Here is a 25,993-nt window from a genome sequence, read left to right as displayed (position 1 = left end):
TTAAATACAGCTCACAAGCACAAAAAAGCCTCCAGTGCAAAAAAACCACTAGAGGATAGCCGACGTGGAAAATTAAGCGCTTTTACGAGGGATTACGGGCAGCCTCCCCACTGTCTGAATCGCAGTGCCGATTTGTCTCGTTCAAGGCTCGTCCACGGCAACTGGCAACCACACCACAAACACTGATCCTTTCCCCTGCTCGCTCTCGACCGCGATATCCCCACCCATCATCAGAGCAAACTTCTTGCACAGCGCCAGGCCGAGTCCCGTGCCGCCGTACTTCTTCGACGTGCTGGCGTCGGCTTGAGTGAAGGCCTGGAAGAGCTTGCCGAGTTGCTCCGGCGTCATGCCAATGCCCGTGTCGCTCACGCAAAATCTGATCTGGGGAGCACACGCGCCTCGCGTGTCGGTTCCGGCGCCCTCGCCGGAACCTTCTCCTGACGCACTCCCGGACGAAAGCGGTTTTGACCCTTCGGACGCCCCCGAGTGGCTGAGGCGGGGCGCCTCAGCCGGCACGCGAGGCGCGCGCGCTCCCCCGCGCTCCACGCTCAGACGAATCACGCCGCGCTCCGTGAACTTCGCCGCGTTGGAGATCAGGTTGAACAACACCTGCCGCAGCTTCGTTTGATCGGACCGCATCGTCCCGACGTCCGCCGGGCAGTCCACTTCGAGCCGATTCGCCTTCTTCGCGACCAACGGTTGAACTGTGGCCGTGACTTCGCGGACCAGCTTGGCCACGTCGAACTCCTCGACGAACAACGTCATCTTCCCGGCTTCGATCTTGGAGAGATCCAGAATGTCATTCACCAAGCCGAGTTGATGCTTGGCGGCGGCTTGAATTTTCTGGAGGTCAGGCACGAGCGCTTTGTCGCCCATCTCTTCCAGTTCCTCCTGCACCATTTCCGAGTACCCGATAATGGCATTGAGCGGCGTGCGCAATTCGTGCGACATGCTGGCGAGGAATTGCGATTTGGCGGAGTTGGCATCATCGGCCTCTTTTTTGGCCGCTTCCAACTGGGTATTCTTGGCCGCCAGCGTGAGCTGGCGTCCCGCCGGGTTGGCAAAGGCCAGGTGAGGCGCGCCACCCCGCAAGTTGCTCAGCCAAACGTCTTGGGCAGCCGGGCCGCAACTGAAGATCTGTTTATTGAGCCAGCCATCAAAGGCTGTCCAGAGCACCCAGGCTTCCAAGGTCGCATCGCTCAGCGAGCTGAAGACGTCGGGCGGCAGTTCAACGTACGACTCGTGGCCGTCGAGGACCAGCGCTTGGGGTAACACCTGGAGGTCGCCCGCCTGTGGTCTTTCGGCAGATACGACTTTGGCGGTGCCGGAAAGAGTGCCATCGTGGCCGCGATTTGTCAGGTCCTTGGCTGAACCATCCTCGAAATTCCAAAGGCCAGCTAGATTCGATTCACCACCACGGAGACGTCCGAACATGGCCTGGCGAATTTCTGCTGGTTCCTTCGCTTTGTTCCAAAGGCGCAGTTCAGCGATCTGTCCCGCAAAGGTCGGACCCAGGGTGAACGAAAAAGGACTGGCTTCGCTGGCCGGCTCAATTTCCCGCGCCAACTCAGCCTCGTTCATCAAAACGCCATTGATGGAGGTCTGCAAGCGCGTGCCCCGAATGGCAACGGCAATATGATACCACCGTCCGGGCTGAAGAGGCAGATCGCTGCTCAATGTGATGGGTCGAAAGTTTCGGATTTCCCGAAGCACAGTGGAAAATCCGTTGGCCGCCGCGGGCTGTTCCAAATGCATCAGGAAGGAGCGGGCTTCCCTGGCATACGATCCGGCAAACAGGATACGGCCATGCTTCCCAAACTGGGCGGGTTTCACCCGCGTCTCCAACGTGAACTCCTTCACCCCCCAAAAGACCTTCGCGGGCAGTTCCACCGTGCCGGATTGGCCGTCCAGTTCGAGGACGCGGTTCTGCGCGGGCGCGGTACGGCTGCTGAAAAGAAGAAGAACCGAGATCGCGCAGGTCAATCGCGTTCGGAGGAGCGCTCGCCGCATAATAGTTCCAACGCCTGAGCCGAAGGTCCGTGGTCAACGGCGCCAGCGTAACGAGCTCTCTCGCCGCGAGCAATGGCGAATGCTGGGAATTGGCTCAAACACTTTGCGGCGGAGCGCGGGACCTCCCGGCCCCCAGCACCCAGAGTAGGCGAATCCCAAAAGACGAAAGCAACAGCAACATTCACGCGCTGCGACCGGGGACCGGTCGCGGTCCGGTTCGTTCGCTCGCCTCAGCCGCGACTGGCAAACAAATCAGGAAGCGAATGAAGATCGTTATTTCCTTTGTTTCGTTCTGAAGTGGATTTACATTGCGTTCGAGAATGCACCCGGAAAATCAGCCCATCATGCAACAACCCATTGGCAAAGTCGTGGGCCGGCGCAGAACTCCGTTTCAAAAACTCAATCAACTCGAAGATCTCACGCGTTTTCTCAAACAGCATGTCCACGGAGCCTTCACCCGAGTCGAAGGAGACTATTTCCCGGTTCGGAAAACTGTTGGTCGATCTCGCCAAGTGCCAAATTGATTTCACTGTCGTCGGTGGCCTGGCGGTGATCTTCAATGGTTACGACCGTTTGACGCTGGACGCAGATGTGCTGGTGGATGACGCCCCTGCGAATCTCGAGAGACTGCTCGATTGCCTTTCACATTGGGGTGAAGGCTGGGCTCGCGAATTGACATTGGAAGATTTCGCGCCGAAGGAAGGTTCCATTCGCGTGATGGAGGAATTTGACCTCGACATCTTCACACGAATGCGAGGCAAAAGTTGGAAGGATTTCCAGCCCCGTTTCCGACACCTTGAGGTTGGGGACGCACGCATTCCCTATTTGCATCCGTTGGACCTGATCTTTCTCAAGCAGGGCTCCTGGCGGGAAAAGGACAAGCTTGACGTGCTCGCAATGCAGGAAGTCCTCGCTCGAGAAAGCGGCGCGCGATGATCAATTCTCAGTTCCTGTTCTCTCCAACTGCGCCCGGAAGCGTAAGAATAAACCTCGATCCTTTGCCGTATTCACTGTGGACCGAGATGTCACCCCCCATCATTTGGGCAAACTTCTTGCAGAGCGCCAGGCCAAGACCCGTGCCGCCATATTTCGTCGCCGTGCTCGCGTCCGCTTGCGTGAAGGCCTGGAACAATCTGCCCAGTTGTTCGGGTGTCATGCCGATGCCGGTGTCACTGACCTGGAAAGTGATCCGTGAGCAGTGATCAGTATTCAGTGACGGGGAGATCTGTTTCTCCAACTGACTACTGATTACTGGACACTGATTACTGTCTATACTCACTTTCAGCGGCGGGGATTTGACCTCAGCGTGGCCTACCAGTTCGCCACCGAAGCGGGCGGCGGCAGGCGGGTTCGCGAGGCGGATGTGATGGTTGGGCAGACGCCAGTGTTGCGCCTCACCTATGGGCCGGCTTCAACCCTGCTGCGGGTAAATCGCGGCTGGCGCACGGCAGATGCGCCGGGGTTTTTGGTGGATATGGAGAGCGGTGAAGTGCTCAAGGCCGCGCCTCCCGCCGCCGGACCAGCGCCCCGCCCGCGCCGGTTGGAGCGGTTGCAACTCGCCGTCCAGTCCACGCAAAACATCCTGCTTGTGCGCCTGCTTCGGCCCGAACTCCGCAGCGATAGCGGCATTGAGGCAACGCTTCAATACGCTCTGCATCGAGGCATGGAACAGTTGTTCCAACTGGAAGAATCCGAGCTTGGCGCGGAACGGGTCGGTGAAGGCGAGCAACGCGCCATTTTGTTCTTTGAGTCTGGTGAGGGTGGCGTTGGGGCGTTGCGCCGCCTGGTGGACGAGGCCGATGCCGTCGCTCGGCTTGCTGTCGAGGCGCTGGAACGTTGTCACTTCGACGCCGCTGGCAACGACCAGCGGCCAACCTGTTTGGCTGCCTGTTACGAGTGTCTGATGAGCTTCGGCAACCAATACGAATCTCTCACGCTAGACCGTCATAACTTGCGCCAGCACCTTCTCGATCTGGCGGGCAGTCGCACGTTCCCGCGCATCGCCGGTCGGGATTGGAATGCCCATCTGGCCTGGCTGCGCTCACTCACCGATTCCCGCTCCGACATCGAGCGCAATTTCCTCACGGCGCTGGCCGCTGGTTTCCACCGCCTGCCGGACGAAGCCCAGCGGCCAATCACCGAGCCACGCTGCATCCCGGACTTCTTCTACACGCCGAACGTCTGCGTTTTCTGCGACGGCTCCGTTCACGACGAACCGGCCCAGGTTGCGCGCGACCGCGAGTGCCGCACGGAGTTGGTCAATCGTGGCTACCGTGTCCTCGTCATTCGATACGATCGGAGCATGGAGGAACAGATTGCGGAATATCCAGCAGTCTTCGGACTGACTTCCGTCGGATGAATTCATAAACATGGTTTCCGCCTCGCCACACGCTGAACTATCTCGCCGAGAAAATCCGCGCCCTGCTGGGCCGACCGGAAGCCGTCGTCCTCATTCCCCGATTGGCCTCCTCCCGCGTTCTCTACATTCCTTTCTCCTGTTAGGCCACGTCATCAATCAATGCTGGACGTAATGAGCGAAGAAAGCATGTCGCCCTTGCCGACCAGCGGACCGCTCGAATCTCTAGTCTCGTTGGTGCGCGCTGCGGCGCGAGACATCCTGCGAGCAAAATCCCTCCGAAGCCGCTGATTTTGATGAATGTTCGTGCGGTCATTCGATAATCCTCTCGGCATTATTCCACTGCTACCGTGAAACTCTTCACGAGCCCATCTGCTCCGATGACAAAGTTCGTGTTCTCCCTCCAGGTCATGTAATCTGGCGCATGACGCTTCCCTCCGCCGCCAATCGTCATCGTCCACCCCTTGCGCGTCCCGGCTTGTGTCGCGCGGTATGTCCACAACTGCTCACCCGAAGAAAGCCGGGCTGTGGCATCTGGAGGCCCTTTTGCCTTGAGCAGGTCGTCAGCGTTCTTGCCCACGAAGGCATTTGCGCTCTGCGAAAGCCGTTCCGACATTATCTGCTGGTGGCTTGCACAGCCGACCAGGGCGACCGTTAGGAACAAGATCGCTGTTGTCTTCAGTGTTTTCATGGTGATGCTGCGGACCTTTTGTGCCTAACGACACGACTCACCGACGCCGCGCCAGTGATGCCAGATATGAAACCGAGGCGCAATCGCGGGGTAGGCCATTGGTTGAGCACCGGAAACCTCCTGATCGCTGAAAGCGTGGTAGTTCGGAATTGAGTTGAAGCGGTTCGACCAGCGGGCGCCAGAAACCTCCGGAAGCAAGTCGCGGTGACGTGCCCAGTTGGCCACCGTAGATCTGGTAAACGCCGTAGTCGGTCGGGCCGACAAGCTGCGAAACGGCGGCGAAGCGGAAAGGGCCGTCCCAGTCGAGGTGCATGATTGTGTCCGGATCATTCATGGGGTATGGGCGCGACTCAGACGAAGCCCTCAGCTACGAGCTTGCTGCCGGCGGTGTCGATCTCGTGTCGCTCTCCGGAACCCTCGCACACACGACACCAACTCTCGCTGATGAGCTTTGGAGGCTCGGAGGTTAGATCGAGCCAATACGCAAAGCCGCCACACATCCCGGGCACAGGAAACCAAGCTCGCTCGTCCTCTGTCGTTGGTGTGGTTTCGTCGAGCCTCGGGAGTTTAAGGTTGGCAGGCGGCTCATGTAGCAACGCGACGCGGCCGCGAATCACTTCGTGGAAGTTGCGTTCGATTGCCTTGAGAATGGCTCGTGAGGGATGCTTCATAGCGCGAGTGCGAAATGGCCTAACGACGAAGCTGACTGACAGCCATGAGCGCCGCCGAGGGCCAAGAATCTGCAAGGACGCCAGACACGGCGCTCATGGCTGTTGGTCGAGCGATTGGTTAGCTGTCATTTCTCGTGAACCATGTAACTGTCCTTTTGATAAGGCTAGCATGGGATCGTGTAAAAAAGTGCCTCGACGGATGCTGCGGCGACCTGAGGACAAGCGTCCTGAACCCGCAGCGAGGCAATCTCACAACGATGAAATCCTGAATCAGGTCCGTCGGCGGCGCTGGGAAAGACTCCGCGTGACGCGCAAGATAGGTGGACAAAACGTCCCAAGTGCGCCGGACGAGAGTGATGACAATGCGCGGCTTGGACTGAAGCATAACGTCGAATACGTAATCGCAGCCTCGACTGAGGTACGACTCTGGAATGCGCCGGTGGTCTGCGTTGTGTCCCCAATCGAGGTTCGTAACCGTAGTAAGTGCCAACGCGTGCTCCGTGCGTCTGAATGCTGCTGCTGCCAGCATCTGCCATCGCGCATTGCGCCCTTTGTTTGTCGAGTAGTCGATCTTCCCGGCATCTCGCCCAACATACGCATGGGAGTCAATGGGGCGACGCGGCCCGCCTCGCCAACTGTCCGCCGAAGAAGCCATACCGCCGGGGCTCGGGCCGACCAGCATGAGCCAGCCATTGGCTGCTCCTCAACAACCACGTGGCCACGTTCGCCTGCGATTTGCGTGCGGCCCAGAAATCGAGGCGTCGAAGCGCACGGCAGCGTCTGGGCTAAATAGCGGTGAGGTCATGACAGCTAACGGAGTTGTTTCGAGCATATTCAACGCTTTGCAGGGAGGTATCAAGAGCGAGGACGGTTTTGTTCGGGATCCGACGAGTCCGAAGGCGAAGACTACTTGCAGAACGTCGCGGCGGTGTTCGCGTGCTACCGTTCCGTCCCTCGACCGGCCAGAATCCCGCCCAGAACTCCCACTGACAACGGCAAGGCCAGCCGGGCTTGGTATTCACGTATTGCGGCTCGATCAACAGCCACGACCAGTATTTCTGCCCGCTCCTGGATGAGGGGAAACTCGTCCCGGATGCGGAAGCCATCCTGATCAGTGTGATGGGGGGAGCGGACCTGACGAGCATAAGGCGCAACGCATCCGGTAACGTGCGAACGCCTGAACGAATCATCTGCTCTCCTGTGATCACCGAAACGGCCGAGGCCGCTTGGAACCACTTCTCGGGTTTCCTGGAGACCGAGGTTACGAGGACGTCTTCGAGACTGAGTTTGGAAAGCAGAGAGATGCGGTTCGTATCAACCTCTGCCGCTGCGACGATACACGTGGCACATAAGGCAAATGCGACACGCCGAATCTTTTTGGGCATGCGGCGGACAATACTTGTTGCGGGTGTGAATGGCAACTCCGGAATCAGATTGGCTTCGGTCTGGAGAATCTGCCGGGCCAGCACGTGCGTCTCCTCGCGGTGGTGGGCCGCAATCTTTTCGCGCGGGATGTTATCGACCAAAGATCGGCGTTGAGCAGTCGTTTAATGCCTGGATTCGCTCGGTGCTCCGGCGCGCGTCTCCGGCAGATCGCCCTCGCCCAGCTTGCGTTTGAATAATTCGATTACGAGCGCATAGCACAGGTGCGCCAGGGCCGGATCGTAGCGATAGCCTTCGTCGCGCATGAACGCGTGCTGGCCGTTGAACTCGTGCCAGGTGAAATTCAGTGCGGCGTCGGTCATGGCGTTGTAGATCAACGCCCGGCCTTCGCGTGGCACATGCGGATCCTGCCGGCCCCAGATCATGAGCATCTCCCCCTGGATTTCCTTGATCCGATCGAGCGTGTTGTCGCGCGTGCCTTTGCCGAGGCCGCGTTTGTGGATGTCGGTGGCGTAGAAGCAGACGCCGGCCAGCACGTCCGGGTTCATCGCGGCGCGGAAGGAAAGATGCCCGCCGATGCAAATCCCCATCACTGCGATGCGGCCCGTGCAAACGGGATGAGATTTCAAACATGCCAGAGCCGCACAGGCATCGCTGTCGTAACTCGCCAGTTCTTTGGTGGTCTTGAGCGCATTGCCACGATCCGCCCCGGCCTGATCGTAGGCCAGCACCGTCCCGGCAGGCTCGAATTCATGATAGATTTCCGGCGCACCCACCAGGAAGCCGTGCCCGGCGAGCATAGCGGCGGTCCGGCGAATCGGCCCGGTGACTTGGAAGATCTCGGAATACAGCAGAACGCCCGGATAACGGCCAGCCGCTGCGGGTCGAAAAATGTAAGTTCGCATCGGGCCCGTGGGGGTCTGCACATCGATGGATTCGTTGTCTTTGATCGTCATACTCAGCCCATTTAACCGATTTAACGATTTAACCTTTGAACGCTGTAACGAATTGGCTGCGGAGGCTAAGCAGCTACTGCTTGATCCGCGGGATGGACGACAAAGCTCGTAGCGCAGAGTTGCACTCTGCCGTATCGCAGAATTGTATTCTGCGGGGCGTCTCCCAGTCCGAGCACGCTGGGACTTGCCGGCGCCCTGCCGATTGAAATCGGCGATACGGCAGATTGAAAATCTGCGCTACGGTTCTCCGGTCGATCTGTCGTCAATTCCACGGTCTGCACAGTAACCAGCCCCCAGTTTCCGAGCCGCCAGCCGTTTCACAAAAGCTTCGTGATCGGGCTGATTGAGCCGGGCCTGCAACGTCCGCGCCAATCCCGCTTGATCGTGCGTCAGCAGCGCCGTCAGATTCAGCACCAATCCGGGAAACACGCGGCTGGAAATGGTATTGTTTGGCCCCGGAAGATTCAACGTGTATTCGCCCTTGTCCATCTGGAACCACTCGACTTGGTTTTCCGACACGCGCCAGGCGATGAATTCCCGCACGCCATTGCGCCGATACGCCGCCAGTTTGGCGCGCAGATCGTTTATCCCCCGGCTGAAGATCGCCTCGGCCATCAATTCGGGCGCGCCTGCGATGCGATTGATAGCCGGCACATGGGGTGCGTTTTCGGGGAGAGAACTCTCGCAAGCAGAACTTCGCACATTGTCTCGCTGGGCGCCCCCCTCTGCCGTTCCCTCAAGAGGGTGTCCGCAGGACGGGAGCGGGGGACGTTCGTGGGGAGGAAGGATTTGCAGAACGCCGTCGGGCCGGAGAACGTTCTCCCGATCGAGCAGAACCAGGGGCTGCGCGGCGAAACGCAGCCCAGGCGTCGCCCTCGCGTATCGTTCCAAACACACCGTGATGACACTTCTCGGACCGAGGGATTGCGGCGAGTTCCGCAGCGGATCAAGCTGAACGATGCCTTCGACCAGTTCGACTTTTGCCGGTTGGGGAAGCGCCTCGCAACGCCGCAGGAATTCTTTCGCATTCAGGCAATCCCCATCCTCCAGAGGCCCGGCGCTCGTCTCCAGCCTCATCGGGCGGCCGGGACTATGGGGGGGGGCGTCCATCGGAGCTTACGACACTCCATAATTCGGAGTCAGCGCGCCGCGCCAAACCCGGAGCCAGGTCCGGCCAATCAGAAAAAGTTTTTGAGTTTTGCTCAGGCGCGTCGAGGCGGAATCGAACACGTTGAACCGGTGGTGTTCCAGCTTCTCCAGCAGCCGCCAATAGACCGATCCCATCAACTCGGCGCTGGCCATCGAGCGCCGGTCCTCGGCTGGCAGCGCCTGGCCAGCCTGCAAATAGAATCCCCGCGCGCGGCCGGCCACGCTCTGCGCGAGTTCGTAAAACCGAGCCGAGTACCGGCATTCAAGAATGTCTTCCGGCGTCACGCCGAACCGCTGCAGTTCGCACATCGGCAGATAAATCCGGCCGCGCTCCCCGTCCGACCGGACGTCGCGCAGAATGTTCGTGAGTTGCAGGGCCTTGCCCAGATAGACGGCATAATCGTGGCAGCCTGGATTTTCGTAGCCGAAGATTTCGATGCTCAGCAAGCCGACGACCGAGGCCACGCGATAACAGTATTCGTCGAGTTCCGCGTAAGTTGCATAGCGCTTGATATCCAGGTCCATCTCAACTCCGCGCAGGAGTTCGTCGAAGCGGGAGTATGTCAGGCCGTAATGAGCGATGACCGGCTGCAGTTCCCGAACCACCGGAAGATCGGGAACGCCGCCCTCGCAGGCCGCACGCACATCCGATCGCCACAGACTCAGGCGTCGCCGGCGTTCCTCGATCGGCAAGGACTCATCGTCGGCGATGTCATCGACTTCGCGGCAGAAGGCGTAAAGCACGGCCATGCCGGCGCGCCGCTCCTTCGGAAGGAGAATGAAGGCCAGCGCGAGGTTGGAGGCGCTTTTACGAGTAATCGACTCGCTGACTTGCATGCCCGTTGAGGTCAACCGTGAAGTTCAGGAAGGCTTGGTCGGCTCACTGGCTCGCGGATGCGGCAGCCCCCCGCTTTCTGCCAGAGTCGGATTCCGCGTGCGATGGCCGCGTCGTTTCCAGCGGTATTTGTAGCGCCGGCGGCTTTCGGGCGCTTCGGGTTCTGTTTCCTCGTCCTCCGCCGGGCTGTTTCCGCGATAGACCCTTTGCGCGTCATCCACGTGCTTCTTCGTGCGCCGCCGGCGGTACAGATACCTGACCCAGGCCATCAACGCGAGCAACAGGCACAAGGCCATGACCACGATCAGCACCACGTCCCGCAAAAGCAAGCCGGGGACTTTGCTGAGGGGTTGCCTCAATGTAACCTCCATTTGCGCCAGCAAGGGCAGCCATTCTCCAGATCCAATCATCGTGATGTTTCCTTTTCGTTTGCGACCGACGTATCTTCATCAATAGCGGCGTCTGCGCTAATGTTCAAGCGTTGCATTCGGTAGCGCAACGCGTGCCGGCTGATCTTAAGCTGGTCGGAAGTTTTGCTCAGGCTGTAATGGTTCTGCTCCAGCACCGAGGTGATCAACTCCCGCTCGAACTTCGCCATCGAATCGTCCAGGGAATTGGTGACCGGGATAGTCGGCACGCCCGATTTGCGCAGCCGCGCCTCCAATTGAAAGTCCGGGAGGCTCGTGACCTGGACTTCGTCGCTGGATTCCAGAATGACGGCGCGCTCAATCACATTCCGGAGTTCGCGCACATTGCCGGGCCAATGATGCGAGAGCAGTTGCTGCTGCGCGGCCTTGGACAGGCCCTTGATGTGCTTGTTCATCGACAGGCTGAAATGCTTCAGAAAATGCTCGGCGAGCAGTACGATGTCGTAGCCGCGGTCCCGCAGCGGCGGCGGGCGGAATTGGACGACATTCAGCCGGTGGAACAGGTCCTCGCGAAAATGATTCTCCCGGATCGCGTCGATGATGTCGCGATTCGTGGCGGCGATCAGGCGGACATCGACGCGCAATTCCTGGTTGCCGCCCACGCGCGTGAACGTGCCGTCCTCCAGGAAGCGCAGCAGCTTCGCCTGGAGTGACCGGCTCATGTCGCCGATCTCGTCGAGAAAGATCGTGCCGCCGTCGGCTTCCTCCACGCGGCCGTGCTTCTGTTTGAGCGCGCCGGTGAACGCGCCTTTCTCGTGCCCGAACAACTCGCTTTCGAGCAGATTCTCCGGGATGGCGGCGCAATTGATCCGGACATAATTGCCCTCCGAGCGCCGGCTCAGGCTATGGAGAGCGCCCGCGATCAATTCCTTGCCCGTGCCGCTTTCGCCCAGGATGAGCACTGTGGCGTTGGTCGGGGCGACCGTTTGGATGAGCAGCCGCAGTTCCTGAACATTGGGCGATTCTCCGATCAACTGATCGAGCCGGTAAGGTTCGCCGGCGCGAGCTTTGAGCGCGGCGTTTTCCATGAGCAGCCGGAAACGCTCCGCGCACCGGGCGACGGCGTGCAGCAATTCTTCCGGAGCAAAAGGTTTGGCCAGGTAATCGATGGCCCCGGCTTTGATCGCTTCGACCGCCAATTTGGGCGTGGCATAGGCGGTGATTACCAGAATCGGAAGTTCAGGCCAGCGGGCTTTGGCGTGGGCGAGGAACTGGTACCCGCTCATGCCGCTGAGGCGGGCGTCGGTGATCACCATGAAGAATTGCTCTTGTTCCAGGAGCCGGAGCGCTTGCTCGGCGGAGTCTGCCGCCCGGAACTTGTAGCCTTCGTCCTGCATAACCGCCTCGAGCGAGAGGCGCATGTTTTTCTCATCATCCACCACGAGCAAGGGCGGCAGGTTTGCGTTCATCGGCGAATTCTCATTACGGTCTTTGCCGGCAGGTTTATGGTAAAGCGCGTGCCTTTTCCAGGCTCGGATTCGACCTCCACCGAGCCGCCGTAGATCTCGGTATTGTGTTTGGCGATCGCCAGCCCCAGGCCGGTTCCTTTTTCTTTCGTAGTAAAGTACGGTTCGAAAACCTTCGGCAGATGCTGCGTCGGAATCCCCGGCCCGTCATCTGAAATCGTCACAATGACCGAATAATCCTCACCGTAACGGGTCGCGACGGTGATATTGCCCTTGCTGCTCATGGCTTCGCGCGCGTTCTGGAGGACATTGACGAACACTTCCGAAATGTGGCCGCGCTGCATCATGAGCGGCGGCAAGGCCGGGGCGTACTCGCGGTGAATGCGCGCCTCGTATTTCGCCCCCGATGGGAAAACCCGTTCGATGGCCTTCTCCAGTTCCTCCGTGACGTTCAATCGCTCGACCGCGCCCTCGGTCAATCGTGCGTAACCCATCAATTCAGTGATGATCCGATCCGATCGCTCGACTTCCTCCCGGATAATTTGAATCTGCTGCGTGATGGTTTTGCCCTCTTTGACCGTGCGCTGGAGTGTGAACGCGGCGTTGTTGATGATCCCGAGCGGGTTTTTCAACTGATGGGCGATTTCCGCGGCCAGCCGGCCCGTGGCCTGCAACTGCTGTTGCCGCAGCGTGTATTCGCGCGACTCGGAATCCGCCAGGCGCTGTTTGTCCAGCAAGACTTGCACGCCGTAACAGCAGGCCGTCATGAAAATCAGCAATGTCAGCCGCAGGAGAAAGGACTCGGGCGCGTAGTCCTGCGGAGTCTGCTCGAATTGCCTCAGCAACTCCTCCTCCCAATACTCCTTGCGCCAATGCGCCGTGACCACCTCCGCGACGCCGACCAGCACGTAGCAGAAATTCACGATGACATTCAGAATGATCTGCCGGGCCGCGATGGGATTGCTGACGGCGTTGCGCACGATGAGGCCCAGAAAAACCCAGTAGAGCACGCTATCGACTCCGCCCGTCACCGACGTCAGCCCCGCCAGGAACAACGCATCCATGACACTGATGCCGTACACCACCCACTGAACCCAGAATCGCGGCGCTTTCTCCATGGCCAGCAGCAGGCCGGCCACGCCGGCGTTGACGACGACGTAGATCAGAAAGAACTGACGGATGATTTTCAGCTCAATCTGCGGCGGCGGCGCGGAAGCTCCTCCGCCGCGAGGACTCAGTTCATCAAACCAATTGGAAAGAAAGAGATAATAGGCCAGGACCACAATGACCGCCGCCTTCACCGGAAGACCGATGCTGCGTTCCATCAGTTGGATGCGGGCGATCTGCTGCTCCAGGTCCGCCGCCGGGACCGTGAGCAATCGCGGAAGCTGTTTGAATGTCTGCCAACGAAGATTCATCCGCATCCGTTCAGCATGGCGTTTCGCTCCTTACGATAGCAGTTCCAATGCCCGCGCGCTGATCTTTTCGACGGGCCAGAGTCGGCCAATCCCTTCATAACCGCACGCCAGCATGCCTTCCTCAGGGCCGATGAACTCGACCTTCCTCGCCTTGAGCGCCGCAACATTCTGTTGCGTGGCGGGGTGCAACCACATTTTCCCGTTCATCGCCGGCGCCACGAGGATTTTCGCTTTCGGGTTCAACGCCAGCGCCACGCAACTGAGCGCGTCGTCCGCCAGGCCCAACGCCAGTTTCGCGATCGTCTGCGCCGTCGCCGGGGCCACCAACAGCAAATCCGCTTCGTCCGCCAGCCGGATGTGTGTCGGTTTCCAGCCTTCCTCTTCGTCGTATAGATCGGTAATCACGGAATGGCGGGAAAGCGTCTTGAACGGAAGCGGCGTGATGAATCGGAGCGCATCAGCCGTCATCACCACCCGGACGGCGCAGCCTTGTTTGGTGAGCAAGCTGGCCAAATCGGCGGCCCGGTGCGCGGCGATGGATCCGGTGACCCCCAGAACGATTCGCTTGGGCGAGTTCATGTCGGGCGTATCCTAGAGTGGTGTCTCCGAAATAACTACACAATCGTTGCTTTCGAAAATGCCTCTGGGGTGGAACAGGCCACTGGCCTGTTGCGGCAGGCTACCAGCCTGCCGCCCTCTTCGTCGGCATGTTTCTGCCGAATACGGGCTGGCAGCCCGTTCCGACTTCGTCATTCCGGCACCCTTTCGGCATTCGGCGTCAGAAATCAGACATCGATCCACGCACGAGGGAATGGCGGATTCTACTTGGGGCCGTCGAAGATGAAGGTCCAGCTCACGCCTGTCTGGTAATTGGGCTTGTTGTAGGTTGCCTGGAGGTAATCGATGTGATTGTCCACGAACGCGACGTTCCCCCATCCCAGCGCCTTGTCATGGTGCCAGAAGCTGGCTTGAAACGGTTGTGACGCGGGCCCGGGCACTTCCTGTTGCCATCCGTAGGCAGAAAAGGCGTAGTCGTTTGCCAGGACAACGCGGCTGGGAGAGAGGATTTGCGCGGTCCGTTTGCCATGCAGCCCCAGCGTCCCGTTCGAGTTGCCCCCGCTGTTGTAAAAATAGCTGCACCCAAACGTGTCGAAGAGCGACGGCTTGCGATCGGCAGACCACCGGCCTTTCACCGCGCCCCGATCGCTCGGACAGCGAAAGACGCGGAAGACGCCCTCGTTATCTTTTTGGTTCACTTTGCGCGTCACGGTCACATAAGGGTTGATGAATCGCTCCTCTTCCAAATACTCCGTGCCCTTCTTGCCCGCCCACCCGTAATAGGAAAGGACCGGTCCTCCTACGTGCGAGGGGAATTTCTGATCGTGTTCATCCAAGTAAAGCGTGTTGGCGAGCGCCAACTGCCGCAATTGGCTCGCGCACGCCACGCGCTGCGCCGTCTTCTTAGACTTGGCCAGCGCGGGCAACAGCATCGCCGCCAGGATCGCAATGATAGCAATGACGACCAGCAGTTCAATGAGCGTGAAACCGGTGCGGCGCTGTTCGACATGGCCGAGCATGTGAACACGCGAGCCGCCATGAGGATTGGTGAGAAAATCGAGCGTCGAGGTTCCCTCCGTGATCGTCGCCAATGAAACCGGTAAGTTCATGCCGCGCTCTGGGAGGACTATACTGCAACTCCCAGGTACCTGTCGAATACGAACGAAGCCTCAAGAACGCGGCCGGTGCATCCACGAGTTTATCAGTGGGCGTAGCGCAGATTTCCAATCCGCTGTATCGCCGATTTGTAATCGGCATGGCGTCGGCAAGCTCCCAGGTCCGTGGACTTTGTCGGCGGTTCGCAGAATGTCACCCTTGACACTAAGATTGTTCAGGCCTTCTCTGCACCCGCCTTGCCTGAGGCCAATTTCTTGAATCCGCCATAACCACATGCTGACTGTCGGGATTTGAGGTCGCCATTGCACAGAGTTCCGAAGAGACGGTTTCATGTCCCATCCCTTGATTTCTGCTTGTCCCGCCGAACCGGACCGGCTTACCTTCCGCTTGCGGCCGGAAGGTGAAATCGATTCATTCCAGCTCGGTCGATCCGGCCTCTTGAGCGTGCGCGGTGAGGCGAGTCTCCTCAGGCCGGTTTAGCGCCAGACCCAACAAACCATGCGGACAAGAATGCCCGCTGATCGAGAAAGGAATTCCCATGCACCTTATTTCCCACTCCACTCGCTTCCCTTGCCTGTCCGGTCGTTGGCGGCGATCCGCCACCGCGTTGGCTGCCAGCTTATGGCTGGCGTGCGCTTCGTTTGACGTCGCCAACGCTCAGCCCAAGATCACGACGCAGCCGTCCGGTCGGATGATCCCCGTGGGCGGCACGGCGACGCTCCGTGTTGCCGCAACTGGCACGGCGCCGATCGACTTTCGATGGAGCCTCAACGGCGTGGAAATTCCGGGTGCGACCAACAGCCTTGTTCTGCCCGATATTCAACGCGCCCAATCCGGCGCTTACCAGGCGATCGCCTCCAACGCGGACGGTTCGGCGACCAGCCGGGTGGCGCGCCTGGATGTTTATGTGCGAACCGGGATTTTCGATATTGGCGATCCGGTGGGATTCGACAAAATCCTTTCGACGAATGCGGTGTTGACGCGGATGGCGACGCTGGATTCGTGGATCGAGGGCGTGGTTTGGGTTCCGTCGGATGGCGGTTATCTGGTCTTCAGCGACATCGGCGGTGACCGGCTCAAAAAACTGGTGCCGCCCAACCGACTCACCGATTTCCTCCGGCCACCCGCCAACACGAAGTATAATGGCAATCTGCTCGACCTCCACGAGCGATTGATTTCGTGCCAGGCCGGTAGCGCCGCACTCAGGGTGGCCGTCATGTCCAACGGCGTCTCCGCGCCGCTGCTCACCCAATACACGAATGGGGCGAAGTTCTATTCGCCGAACGATCTTGCGATCAAATCCGATGGATCCATCTGGTTCACGGACCCGGGATACGACAGCGGCTTGGCGCTGCCCAGCGGCGCTTCCTTTCCGCGCGGTTTTCAACCGGGCCTGTACGTCTATCGCTTTTTTCAAACGAACGGCAATGCCACCGTCCAGTAAGTGGTCACGAACATGTCCCGGCCGAACGGCATTTGCCTTTCCGCGGACGAAACGAAACTTTATGTGGTCGGGCAGCCTTACGTGACTTCGCTTCCCGTCCGGGTTGCGGGTGCGGTGGCCCGCAAGAAACTGACGTTGGCCGCAGCCGGAAATCAAATCAACGTGGCCTGGCCTGCGCCATCCACGGGCTACAAGCTCCAGGCGTCCGGTTCGTTGACCGGGACCGATGGCTGGAAGCATGTCGTGGAGGCTCCAACAGTAATCGACGGCATGAACACAGTGAATGTGAAACCGGCTGAAGCGGCCAAATTTTTCCGACTCCAGTTGCAATAGATTCGAAGTGGAGAGCTGGAACCGCGAAATCCGCGAAACCGGAATGAATCGAAAGACTTGCCTCGGCGGCATCCCAAGACTTTGTTGCACGTGCAACATATGTGTTTAGCGTGGGTAGGGATGCGGTGCCTCGCGGTGCCTCGCGTCCCTGATATTTCGCTGGCGCGCTCGTCGGATCGAAAGCAGACGCTGGGAAAACCTAGCCGTGGTGGTTCCACCGTTGCTGGTATTGGAAGTCGTTCGCCGCACGGAGATAAGTGGGACACGCGCAGCGCGTCCCTACCCACGCTAAACACGTTCCCTGCAACAAAGTTTTGCACCTCCCAGTTCATGCTCCCGCGCAGTCCTTATTTCCGCCTTAAGGGTTCGCGGTCTTTGTCTCGCCAAAGGCCCACAAATGCCCGGCACTGCGGACGTAGAGCGTGTCACCTGCGACGGCCGGCGTAGCGCGGACGTTCTCGCCCAACTTATTCACCGCCACCACCTCTGACCGGCTGCAATGGCATAAGAGGTTGCAGCCCATGGCACGGCCTTTGCGAATCGAGAAGGCGGGCGGTTGGTATCATGTGAGCGCGCGCGGCAATGAGCGAAAATCCATCCTCCGGGACCACCGCGATCGGCAGCATTTGCTGGAAGTCATCGCGGAGATGGTGGGGCGTTTTCGCGTTCGGTTGCACTGTTTCGCGCTGATGGATAACCATTATCACCTGCTGCTGGAGTTGAGGGAAACCAACCTGATCAGAGAATCACGGTCACATCTCACAATTCAACAATTGGCTCTTTCCTCTGAGGAGCCTCTGGCTAGGCTGAGCGAATCGAGATGAGCCTTTCCCTTCCAGGAGGGGATCTGCGTCCAACCTCGCCTGGTCAAACGTGGGATTCCCCTTATGACTTGCAAGGACTTGAAGGACTTGCCCGTCCGGAGTGATTTTGCTTTCGCCTCTCCCGGTGCTTTGTTATGGAGAACGACGTCATGCGCGTGTTTCGTTTGCTATGGTTCGTGCTCGGCGTCGGCTGCCTTTGGGCCGCTTCTGGGATGGCGGCGGAGTTCAAGTTGCTCAACGGCGACGCTTATCGGGGCGAAGCCGCGAGCTTCGATGATTTCGGAGTGGTCATTCGCCGGGAAATCGGGGGATTCACGCCCAAAATCGGGTGGGGCCAGTTCACTCAGGAAACGTTGAAGGAATTGGTGAAGAACCCGCAGGCGGCCAAGTTGGTCGAGCCATTCATCGACACTCCGCCGGAACCCAAGAAGGAGAAAATCAAAAAGGAAATCGTCATCAAAGACGTCCCGCGCCTGGAACGCCTGCCCAAGACGGGACTGTTTGCCTCCCTGGGAACGCCAGTTGGTCTTCTGATTGTCGCGGTGCTCTTTCTGGTCAACCTTTACGGTGCTTATGAAGTGGCGGTCTATCGGCAACGTCCGGCAGCGCTGGTTTGCGGCGTGTCGGCAGTGCTTCCGTTTGTGGGGCCGATTATTTTCCTGTCTTTGCCCAGCAGCGATGCCGGTCTGGAGGCCGAACCTGAATTGGACGCGGCGGCGGCGGCCCAAGAAGCCCTGGTCTCCAATCCCCTGGCGACGGGCAAGAAGACCGGCCCGGCGCCCGCGGCCGGCCTGGGGATCGCCACCGATAAAAAGTCCAAACCCGTAGCCGCTTCCCTGGACGGCGCGGTGTTCAAGCGGGGCGAGACGACTTTCAATCGCCGTTTTTTTGAATCGAAACTCGCGGGCTTTTTCCCCTTGATCGCGACGGGTCCGGAAAAAGACCTCATGGTGATCATTCGCACCGGCAAACAGGAATACGCCGCCAAACGCATCACTCGCATTTCGATGACGGACATGCACGTGCAAGTGCTGAAAGGCGGCACGGAAGCCCAGATCTCGTTCACCGAAATCCAGGAAATCCAGGTGCGGCGAAGAGATTCCAAAGCGTGAGTTCATCCAGTTCCGTCGATCCAGCGTGGAGGCACATCGGCCAGAGTCGTTCATGAAATATCGAACCGTACTGCTCTTCGGCGCTCCAGGCGCCGGCAAAGGAACCCAGGGCAAGATTCTGGGCACGATCCCGAATTTCTACCACTGCGCTTGCGGCGAGGTGTTTAGGAACCTGAAAGTCGATACGGAACTGGGTCGAGTTTTTCTCGAGTACTCAAGCCGGGGCGAGTTGGTGCCGGATGAACCGACCGTGCGGCTCTGGCGCGAGAATATCAAAGCCCAGACGGGCCGGTTCAACCCCGAGCGCGACACCCTGATCCTGGACGGCATTCCCCGCAACCGTCATCAGGCGGAAATGCTGAGCGATACGCTCGATGTCCGCGCGATCTTTTACTTCACTTGTCCGGACATAAACAAACTGGTCGGCCGCCTGCAGCGCCGCGCCCTGCACGATAACCGGCTGGACGATGCCAATCTGGAAGTTATTCGAACTCGCCTCGAAACATACGAGCGTGAGACCAAACCGTTGCTCGATTACCATGGCGCGGATCTGGTGCACCATATCGACGCGACCCAAACTCCGGTGAACGTGCTGCGCGATATTCTGCGAGTTCTGGCTAAGTTAGGCATGTGATGAGAGAGCAGTTCCGAAATTTCACCGCGAGCGAGCTTTACTGTCCCAAGTGCAAAGCCAGCCAACCCGTTCGGGAGAAGCTCCTGCTGGTTTTGCCGTCCGGAGAATTGTACGAGTTTCTCTGCACCCGCTGCGCGACCTCGCTGGGAAAACGAACCGTCTCCGGTGCGGCGGTGACTGCCCCCTCAAAGCCCGCGCGCCCCACCGGCCAACCGCGTCCGGCCACACGGTTGCTCCGCTAGAACTGACCCAAATCAAATAGAAGCTAACGGAGTAAACAGAGGCCAGCACCGAATCAACACCAACTCGTGCTCGGTCTCTGTTGCCTCCGTTTCCTCCTGTTACATTAAACTTCCTGGGACGACCTTGAATTCAACCAATTCTGCGCAAGGACCATTGCGGGTCGTTTTCTTCGGCACCGCGCCACTGGCGTGTCCAAGTCTGGCCGCCCTGGCCGGAAGTCAAGCTTACCAGGTCGCGGCGGTCGTTACTCAGCCGGACCGCCCCAAGGGACGCGATTTGCAGCTCCAGCCGTCGCCCATCAAGTCCGAGGCGATTCGACTCGCTTTGCCGGTGCTGCAGCCGGAACGCGCGCGCGACCCGGCCTTCGTGAACAAGCTGGAAGAGTTCCAGCCGTCGCTGATTGTCGTGGCGGCGTACGGTCAAATCCTGCCTGCCAGCATCCTTGATTTGCCTGACCACGGCTGCGTCAACGTCCACGCCTCGCTCCTGCCGAAATACCGAGGCGCCGCGCCGATCCAGTGGGCGATGCTTAACGACGAAGCCGAGACTGGAGTGACCATCATGAAAATGGATCCCGGTCTCGACACCGGCGATATTCTATCGCAACGCTTCACCCCCATCCAAACCGCGGACACCGGACAGACGCTCCACGACCGGCTGGCGCAGATCGGCGCTGAGTTGTTGCTGAGCACGATTCCAGACTTCATCAGCGGCAAAGTAGTTCCACGGAAGCAACCTCAGGAGGGATCGAGTTACGCCCGAAAGATCACCAAGGAAGACGGCCGGTTGAACTGGCACGAGTCTGCGCGCAGCCTCTGGAATCGTGTCCGCGCGCTCACACCCTGGCCGGGAACATTCACCACGATGGAACTCAACGGTGCAACGCGGCTCGTCAAAGTCTGGGAAGCCACGGTTGAAGAACATACGGAGCCGCTGCCCGGAAAGATCATTCGGGCCGACAAGCACGGCATCGTTGTTGGGTGTGGCGCCAACGCGCTCCGGATTCTAAGTCTCCAGCTTGAAGGCGGCCGGCGTCTGACCGCGCAAGCGTTCCTGACCGGGCACGGGATCAAGCCCGGCGAGGCGCTGAAGTAAGGATGGAGTTTCGGAATTGAACTGTACTGGGAAGATTTTCAAAAAGTGACATTGGCCAGCCAGTCTCGGCGCCCTTATGATGCCGCCGTGAAAGGCTGAACGTATGATTCGAGACACAGCCCCGGCAACCACCGTTTCTGAGGCCCACCCACTTTACGAGCAGATTGCGGCTCAAATCACGCGCCTCATTGAAGAAGGAACTTTGAGGCCCGGGGAACGAATTCCCTCCGTCCGGAAGCTCCACAAACATCAGCAGGTCAGCGTCACGACCGTCACTCAGGCCTACCGTCTCCTCGAAAGCCGGGGATTGGTCGAGGCGCGGCCTCAGTCCGGGTATTACGTTCGCGCCCGTCAGTGGGTGCCGCCGCCTGAGCCCGAGATGATTGCTCCGGCGCCGCGGGCCAGCAAAGTGCAGGTGAGCGATCTGGTGATGGAAGTGATCAAAGCGACCCGAGACCCAGGCCTCGTCCGATTCGGCGCCACGATGCCAAGTCCGGAGTTGTTCCCGACCGCTGAGCTGACCCGCGTCATGGGGGCCGTGGGACGCCGCTTTCCGGTGCAAGCCAACAGCTACGATCCCGCTCCCGGCCACGCGAACCTGCGCGCGCAAGTGGCCCGGCGCGCGCTGGAAAGCGGCTGCATGCTCTCGCCGGACGACGTCGTCGTGACTTGCGGCACAACGGAAGCCTTGCACTTGTGCCTCCGCGCCGTGGCGCGTCCGGGCGATGCCATCGCTATCGAGTCGCCCACCTTCTTCGGCATTCTGCAAATCATCGAGTCGCTGGGCATGCGCGCCTGCGAAATCCCGACTTACCCGCGGGAAGGAATTTGCCTCGATGCGCTGGCCGCCCGCCTGGGACCTTGCCGGATCAAGGCTTGCCTCTTCACGCTGAACTACAGCAATCCGCTCGGCAGTTGCATGCCGGACGACAAAAAGAAGCGGCTCGTCGAGTTGCTTACCGAGCGCCAGATTCCGCTGATCGAGGATGACATTTACGGCAACCTCACTTTCGGAGAGGCGCGGCCCAAGGTTGCCAAGGCTTTCGACCGCGAGGGATGGGTGTTGCTCTGCGATTCCTTTACCAAGACTCTGGCGCCCGGCTATCGCGTGGGCTGGACGGCGCCGGGACGCTTTAGGGCGCAGGTTGAATACTTGAAGTACGTCTGCACCAGCGCCACGGCCACGCCGCCGCAGATGGCGATCGCGAGTTTCCTGGCGACGGGCGGCTACGACCATCATCTTCGCAAATTGCGCCGCTTCTATGCCGGACAGGTCCAGCGCATGACCGAAGCGGTCACACGTTATTTTCCATCCGGAACGACCGTCACCCGGCCCACCGGCGGCCAGGTGCTGTGGATTGGCTTGCCGGAAGCGGTCGATTCGTTGCAACTTTACCGGCGCGCGTTGGCCGAGAAAATCAGCATCGCGCCGGGACCGGTTTTTTCGGCGAAGAAAAAGTTCAAGAATTACATCCGCTTGAATTGCGGCAATCCGTGGTCGCCGCGTCTCGATGAAGCGCTGGCGAAGCTCGGCAAAATCATTGTCAACGAGTTGAATGGTTGATCAGCAGAAATCTCATTTGGCCTGCATGTAGTCCCGGCTTCAGCCGGCCAGCGCACAAAACCGGCTAAAGCCGGGACTACTTGCGGGCCGCGCTTAGATGCCCTGTTTCTAAGAATGTTTATGAACAAACCTGTGATGCGCAGTGGGCTGGTGTTCGCGTTGGCTTGGGTTCTTGGGATCTCCAGCGCGCGCGGAGAGGATCTCACGACCTTGAGCGGAAAGGTGTTTCGAGATGTGCAAATCCAGGATGTGGATTGCGATGCGATCACCTTGAGCCATCGCGAGGGCGCGAGCCGGATTCTTCTCGCGGACTTGCCGGTTGAGGTGCGAAAACGTTTCAGCCCGTCCGAGCTTCTGCGAGAGCTGCGCCTGAAAACGGCGGAGCTTGAGAAGATCAAGCGCGAGATCACAACCGTTCGCGGTGAGGCCGCGAAGGTTGCGGAGGAGCCACGGCGGTCATCCACGCGCGCTGCGTCGCCGGCTGATCCAGGTCGAGTGACGCCGGTGCGGACGGTGCCGCCGATTTCGTCGTTGCCAGAGTTGAAAAACTCAGACGTCGTCGCCGTGGAGGAAATTGCCCAACACTACAAAACCGAGCCCAGATCCGCCGACGCGCGTTACCGGAGAAAGGTCTTCCGCATTCAGGGACGGATCGAGCGCTTCGATGAAAAGCTTTTCGTCCGAAAGACCGAAGTGTTTCTCGGGTCGCCGGAAGGAACCCAACGCGTGGTCTGCGAGCTGCCGTTTCCAGAGGAGTTCAACGCCGTTTACAGCACCAAAGGAGGGCAAGTGCTCGTCGGCGTGTCGGGAAACCGGCGCGAAGTTCGGTTGCTGGAAGTCGGCGAATCCGTGATCTTTGAGGGCAAGTGCGCGGGATTGCAGGGCGGCGGGATCGTTTTCACGCAGTGCAAACTCGTGAGATAGCCGGTGGGGCGAAGATTTTTGGTGCAGAGTGGGGCGCGGGGTTCTAGATTACTTCCATGAAGACAACGAATCGCCCTCCCACTTCGTGCGTCATTTGGAAATCCATCACCTCGGTCAGCGCGATGGTGTGCGCTCTGCTGATGTTAAGCCAGACTCCTCTCCGTGCCGATGAAAGTGCCGGGAAGGCGCCAGCGAAAGGCGCGAAGGACAAGGCGCCGGCCAAGGTCGCCAAAGCGAAGGCACCGGCCAAGACGCCCGTCACGATGCCTAAATCCGTCGTGACCGGCACCCGAATCCCGCGCGAGGTCAAGGGCGCCGGCCATATCCGGGAAACCACGTCTCCGGTCTATATCGTCGATCGCAAGGAAATCGAACGAACCGGAGCCATGACCGTGGCGGACGTGTTGCGGAGATTGCCCTTTGCCCGATGAGGCAGGTTGTCCGGACGTTCATTCGGGCCGCAATGGGATTCCTCCGGGAACGCAAGAGCCGTTCATGAGAACGTTCCTCACCAATTTGCTGGCTTTCTTTGCGCTGGCGCTTTGCGGGCTTTGCGCTTTTCAGTGGGTCCGGGAAGCCAGACTCCGCGCGGAAATCGTCCGGTTGAACGACACCGTTTTCGACAAATCCAAAACAATCCAGGCCCTCGAAGGGACCGTGAAACGGACCGAAGCGGAAGTCGAGCGGCTGGACAAGCTCAAGACGGAATTGGTGGACACCATCAAATCGAATCGTCAGGAAATCCTGACGATCTCGAAAAAGGCGGAGAAGCTGGAACGCGATTCGGAGGCGCAGAAAACCCAGCTCGAGGTTTACAAGATCGCCATCGAAAAGGCCAACGACAGCATCAAGAAACAGAACGAGGACATCAAACGCCAGAACGAGGAAATGAAGAAGCTGGCCGAGGAACGCAACACCAACGTCGTGAAATTCAACAAGCTCGTCGAGCAATACAACGAGTTGGTGAAGCAGTACAACAAACTGCAAGAGGACGCGGCCAAAGCGTTGGCCGCGCCCGCGAAGTGATCCAAGGTAACGCCGACATTTCCTGTCGGCAGGCTCTTACTGATCAGGAATAAGAGCGTGTCCGAAAATTCCGCGGGGTCCTGTTTTCGCGCCAAAGGCCGGATGGCGAGGCGCGACGAAGGAGAATATCCTCCCTGGATCTTCGACTGAGGAGCAACGAAGCCAGGCGGCCTTTGGCGCGAAAACCCTCCGGGCGGCGGGTCTTTTGTCCGTGGCCTGCGTTGGCTCGGTCCTTACAGCCCGCGTTGGGGATGCTCGGACCTCGCCGCCTTGGCCACAGCCAAAATCCCTCGCCGCAGGACCCCGCGCAATTTTCGGACACGCTCTCAAGAGGCGTTTCAGCTGCAGGACTCCTGATTCCGCGGAAAATCACCGAGCTCGGATCGGCTCCAACATGGAGCGGTTGGTTGTGCCGGCTGACAGACGTAAATTGTATCCAGGAGATCCGGCGACGGATGACCGATGCGCTCGCAACGGCAAGAATGGTTTCGGAACTACGCCCGATCAATGGGTGAGAGTCCGCTGGCGTTTGTGGGTTCGGCGCGCGTGCCGGACGACGTTATCGGCACAGCAGCACGTATCCGCACGGCGTTTGGGTTCGACGTAAATCAGCGCCGGCAGATGCCGACTTGGACGGATGCACTCCGCCACTTCATTGAACAGGCGGACGGCTTGGGCATTCTGGTGATGTGCAACGGAGTGGTTCACAACAACAACCATCGGCATTTGGACCCACGGGAATTTCGCGGCTTTGCGATGGCCGACGACCTGGCGCCGTTGGTGTTCATCAATGGTGCGGATACCAAGGCAGGACAGATGTTCACGCTGGCCCACGAGTTGGCTCACATTTGGCTGGGCCAATTCGCCGTCTCAGATTCGCAGCCGGTATTGGTGCCGGATCAGGATATGGAGCGCTGGTGCAACGAGGTCGCCGCCGAACTACTCGTGCCGCTCGAATTGATGCGCCACGAATACAATTCCGCTGCCGCTTTGCCGGATGAAGCCAATCGGCTGGCTAGACGTTTCAAGGTGAGCACGCTGGTCATTTTGCGCCGCATTCTCGACGTGGGCGGGTTGACCCGGCAGGAATTCTGGGATGCCTACCACGCGGAGGTGGAGCGGCTGCGGGCAATTCCGCGCGGAGCCGGAGGGAATTTCTACCTGACCCAAGCCGCCCGAGTGAGCAAACGCTTCGCGGCAGCATTGGTCACGAGCACGTTGGAAGGGCAAACACGCTATAATGATGCCTTCCGGATGCTTGGCTTTTCTAAACTTTCAACCTTTCAAAGAATTGGGACGCAGCCTGGGGGTGGGGCTGGCATGAGCTACCTCTTGGACTCTGACGTTTTCATTCAGGTCAAGAACTTGCATTACGGTTTGGATTTCTGTCCGGCGTTCTGGGACTGGCTGATTGCGGCCAATGCGAAGAAGTTGGTTTTCAGCACTGAAAAGGTCGGCGATGAAATTCAAGCTGGCGCAGATGAACTCGCAACTTGGGCAGCCGGACGAGGCGACACTTTCTTTCTGAAACCCGATTCTGCGATCCTTCCAGCTTTGGCCACGGTGAGCAGTTGGGCCACCGGCCAAAACTACGAGCCGGCGGCGGTCAGCCACGTTCCTGCAAGTCGCCGACTTTTATCTCGTCGCTCACGCACTGGCTCATGGGCACACGGTGGTAACGCAAGAGGTGGCTGCAGCTTCAACCAAGAAGATCAAGATTCCCAATGCTTGCATTGGAGTCGGCGTTAAATGAGTAAGCCCTTACGAAATGCTTCGCAACGAAAAGGCGAGGTTCCTCCTTGGGACGTGAGAGCATT

25 protein-coding genes and 3 pseudogenes are annotated in these 25,993 nt (G+C 59.3%); 15 read left to right on the top strand and 13 right to left on the bottom strand.

What is annotated here, in order from left to right; translation table 11 throughout:
• Positions 1 to 141: 141 nt before the first annotated feature.
• On the bottom strand, positions 142 to 2,010 hold the full coding sequence (locus tag FJ398_11140) for a hypothetical protein (protein ID MBM3838499.1): 1,869 nt from the start codon (positions 2,008 to 2,010) through the stop codon (positions 142 to 144).
• Positions 2,011 to 2,448: 438 nt separating this feature from the next.
• Between FJ398_11140 and FJ398_11135 the strand changes: the two genes are divergently transcribed.
• The gene (locus FJ398_11135) at positions 2,449 to 2,946 is read left to right on the top strand and encodes a hypothetical protein (GenBank protein MBM3838498.1); all 498 of its coding nucleotides are present in this window, start codon (positions 2,449 to 2,451) and stop codon (positions 2,944 to 2,946) included.
• A 7-nt stretch (positions 2,947 to 2,953) separates the two neighbouring features.
• Here FJ398_11135 and FJ398_11130 read toward each other — a convergent pair whose 3' ends face one another.
• On the bottom strand, positions 2,954 to 3,412 hold the full coding sequence (locus FJ398_11130; GenBank protein ID MBM3838497.1) for a hypothetical protein: 459 nt from the start codon (positions 3,410 to 3,412) through the stop codon (positions 2,954 to 2,956).
• Here FJ398_11130 and FJ398_11125 point away from each other — a divergent pair.
• Entirely contained in the window at positions 3,377 to 4,369 is a 993-nt protein-coding gene (locus tag FJ398_11125; GenBank protein ID MBM3838496.1) for a DUF1998 domain-containing protein, read from the top strand. The two genes, FJ398_11130 and FJ398_11125, sit on opposite strands and share 36 nt — an antisense overlap.
• A gap of 331 nt (positions 4,370 to 4,700) precedes the next feature.
• On the opposite strand, the gene FJ398_11120 is transcribed toward FJ398_11125, so the two are convergent.
• The 11 genes from FJ398_11120 to FJ398_11070 form a co-directional block, all read right to left on the bottom strand.
• Entirely contained in the window at positions 4,701 to 5,057 is a 357-nt protein-coding gene (locus tag FJ398_11120) for a hypothetical protein (GenBank protein MBM3838495.1), read from the bottom strand.
• Positions 5,058 to 5,407: 350 nt separating this feature from the next.
• Complete coding sequence (locus tag FJ398_11115) at positions 5,408 to 5,728, bottom strand: hypothetical protein (GenBank protein ID MBM3838494.1); 321 nt, start codon at positions 5,726 to 5,728, stop codon at positions 5,408 to 5,410.
• 785 nt (positions 5,729 to 6,513) lie between these two features.
• On the bottom strand, positions 6,514 to 7,254 hold the full coding sequence (locus tag FJ398_11110; GenBank protein MBM3838493.1) for a hypothetical protein: 741 nt from the start codon (positions 7,252 to 7,254) through the stop codon (positions 6,514 to 6,516).
• Positions 7,255 to 7,275: 21 nt separating this feature from the next.
• Entirely contained in the window at positions 7,276 to 8,067 is a 792-nt protein-coding gene (locus tag FJ398_11105) for a dienelactone hydrolase family protein (GenBank protein MBM3838492.1), read from the bottom strand.
• 237 nt (positions 8,068 to 8,304) lie between these two features.
• Complete coding sequence (locus FJ398_11100) at positions 8,305 to 9,177, bottom strand: Uma2 family endonuclease (protein ID MBM3838491.1); 873 nt, start codon at positions 9,175 to 9,177, stop codon at positions 8,305 to 8,307.
• Positions 9,178 to 9,183: 6 nt separating this feature from the next.
• The gene (gene hpnD / locus FJ398_11095) at positions 9,184 to 10,053 is read right to left on the bottom strand and encodes a presqualene diphosphate synthase HpnD (protein ID MBM3838490.1); all 870 of its coding nucleotides are present in this window, start codon (positions 10,051 to 10,053) and stop codon (positions 9,184 to 9,186) included.
• A gap of 24 nt (positions 10,054 to 10,077) precedes the next feature.
• The gene (locus tag FJ398_11090; GenBank protein MBM3838489.1) at positions 10,078 to 10,461 is read right to left on the bottom strand and encodes a hypothetical protein; all 384 of its coding nucleotides are present in this window, start codon (positions 10,459 to 10,461) and stop codon (positions 10,078 to 10,080) included.
• Entirely contained in the window at positions 10,458 to 11,888 is a 1,431-nt protein-coding gene (locus FJ398_11085; GenBank protein MBM3838488.1) for a sigma-54-dependent Fis family transcriptional regulator, read from the bottom strand. Before FJ398_11085 ends, FJ398_11090 begins: the two co-directional genes overlap by 4 nt.
• Positions 11,885 to 13,309 carry a hypothetical protein gene (locus FJ398_11080; protein ID MBM3838487.1) on the bottom strand — a complete coding sequence of 475 codons (1,425 nt, stop codon included), beginning with the start codon at positions 13,307 to 13,309 and terminating at the stop codon, positions 11,885 to 11,887. The genes FJ398_11085 and FJ398_11080 overlap by 4 nt, the downstream gene beginning before the upstream one ends.
• A 24-nt stretch (positions 13,310 to 13,333) precedes the next feature.
• Positions 13,334 to 13,882: a phosphopantothenoylcysteine decarboxylase gene (locus tag FJ398_11075; protein MBM3838486.1), complete on the bottom strand. Its 549-nt coding sequence runs from the start codon at positions 13,880 to 13,882 to the stop codon at positions 13,334 to 13,336.
• 242 nt (positions 13,883 to 14,124) lie between these two features.
• Positions 14,125 to 14,970, bottom strand: a complete 846-nt coding sequence (locus tag FJ398_11070) for a prepilin-type N-terminal cleavage/methylation domain-containing protein (GenBank protein ID MBM3838485.1) — start codon at positions 14,968 to 14,970, stop codon at positions 14,125 to 14,127.
• A gap of 545 nt (positions 14,971 to 15,515) precedes the next feature.
• Here FJ398_11070 and FJ398_11065 point away from each other — a divergent pair.
• The 13 genes and pseudogenes from FJ398_11065 (at position 15,516) to FJ398_11005 (ending at position 25,929) form a co-directional block, all read left to right on the top strand.
• On the top strand, positions 15,516 to 16,421 hold the full coding sequence (locus FJ398_11065; GenBank protein ID MBM3838484.1) for a hypothetical protein: 906 nt from the start codon (positions 15,516 to 15,518) through the stop codon (positions 16,419 to 16,421).
• Positions 16,422 to 16,433: 12 nt separating this feature from the next.
• The gene (locus FJ398_11060; GenBank protein MBM3838483.1) at positions 16,434 to 16,754 is read left to right on the top strand and encodes a hypothetical protein; all 321 of its coding nucleotides are present in this window, start codon (positions 16,434 to 16,436) and stop codon (positions 16,752 to 16,754) included.
• Between the two features lie 521 nt (positions 16,755 to 17,275).
• A pseudogene (locus FJ398_11055) lies at positions 17,276 to 17,491 on the top strand (addiction module toxin RelE).
• A 221-nt stretch (positions 17,492 to 17,712) separates the two neighbouring features.
• Positions 17,713 to 18,690: a hypothetical protein gene (locus FJ398_11050; GenBank protein MBM3838482.1), complete on the top strand. Its 978-nt coding sequence runs from the start codon at positions 17,713 to 17,715 to the stop codon at positions 18,688 to 18,690.
• A 52-nt stretch (positions 18,691 to 18,742) separates the two neighbouring features.
• Positions 18,743 to 19,324, top strand: coding sequence for a nucleoside monophosphate kinase (locus FJ398_11045; GenBank protein MBM3838481.1), 582 nt, complete (start codon positions 18,743 to 18,745; stop codon positions 19,322 to 19,324).
• The gene (locus FJ398_11040) at positions 19,324 to 19,566 is read left to right on the top strand and encodes a hypothetical protein (GenBank protein MBM3838480.1); all 243 of its coding nucleotides are present in this window, start codon (positions 19,324 to 19,326) and stop codon (positions 19,564 to 19,566) included. Before FJ398_11045 ends, FJ398_11040 begins: the two co-directional genes overlap by 1 nt.
• 154 nt (positions 19,567 to 19,720) lie before the next feature.
• Positions 19,721 to 20,662 (top strand): methionyl-tRNA formyltransferase, encoded by a 942-nt coding sequence (locus FJ398_11035; protein MBM3838479.1) that lies wholly within the window; start codon positions 19,721 to 19,723, stop codon positions 20,660 to 20,662.
• Positions 20,663 to 20,765: 103 nt separating this feature from the next.
• A complete protein-coding gene (locus tag FJ398_11030) occupies positions 20,766 to 22,226 on the top strand; it encodes a PLP-dependent aminotransferase family protein (GenBank protein MBM3838478.1) in 1,461 nt (486 codons plus the stop codon).
• Positions 22,227 to 22,346: 120 nt separating this feature from the next.
• On the top strand, positions 22,347 to 23,150 hold the full coding sequence (locus FJ398_11025) for a hypothetical protein (protein MBM3838477.1): 804 nt from the start codon (positions 22,347 to 22,349) through the stop codon (positions 23,148 to 23,150).
• Positions 23,151 to 23,206: 56 nt separating this feature from the next.
• Entirely contained in the window at positions 23,207 to 23,581 is a 375-nt protein-coding gene (locus tag FJ398_11020; GenBank protein MBM3838476.1) for a Plug domain-containing protein, read from the top strand.
• Between the two features lie 64 nt (positions 23,582 to 23,645).
• On the top strand, positions 23,646 to 24,176 hold the full coding sequence (locus FJ398_11015) for a hypothetical protein (GenBank protein MBM3838475.1): 531 nt from the start codon (positions 23,646 to 23,648) through the stop codon (positions 24,174 to 24,176).
• A 462-nt stretch (positions 24,177 to 24,638) separates the two neighbouring features.
• Positions 24,639 to 25,463 (top strand): annotated as a pseudogene (locus tag FJ398_11010) (ImmA/IrrE family metallo-endopeptidase).
• 33 nt (positions 25,464 to 25,496) lie between these two features.
• A pseudogene (locus FJ398_11005) lies at positions 25,497 to 25,929 on the top strand (DUF4411 family protein).
• Positions 25,930 to 25,993 lie beyond the last annotated feature (64 nt).

The sequence above is a fragment of the Verrucomicrobiota bacterium genome, from assembly GCA_016871535.1.
Lineage (GTDB): Bacteria > Verrucomicrobiota > Verrucomicrobiia > Limisphaerales > SIBE01 > VHCZ01.
The sequence above is the reverse complement of the archived record's forward strand: the minus strand, read 5'-3'. Positions and strand labels throughout refer to the sequence as shown.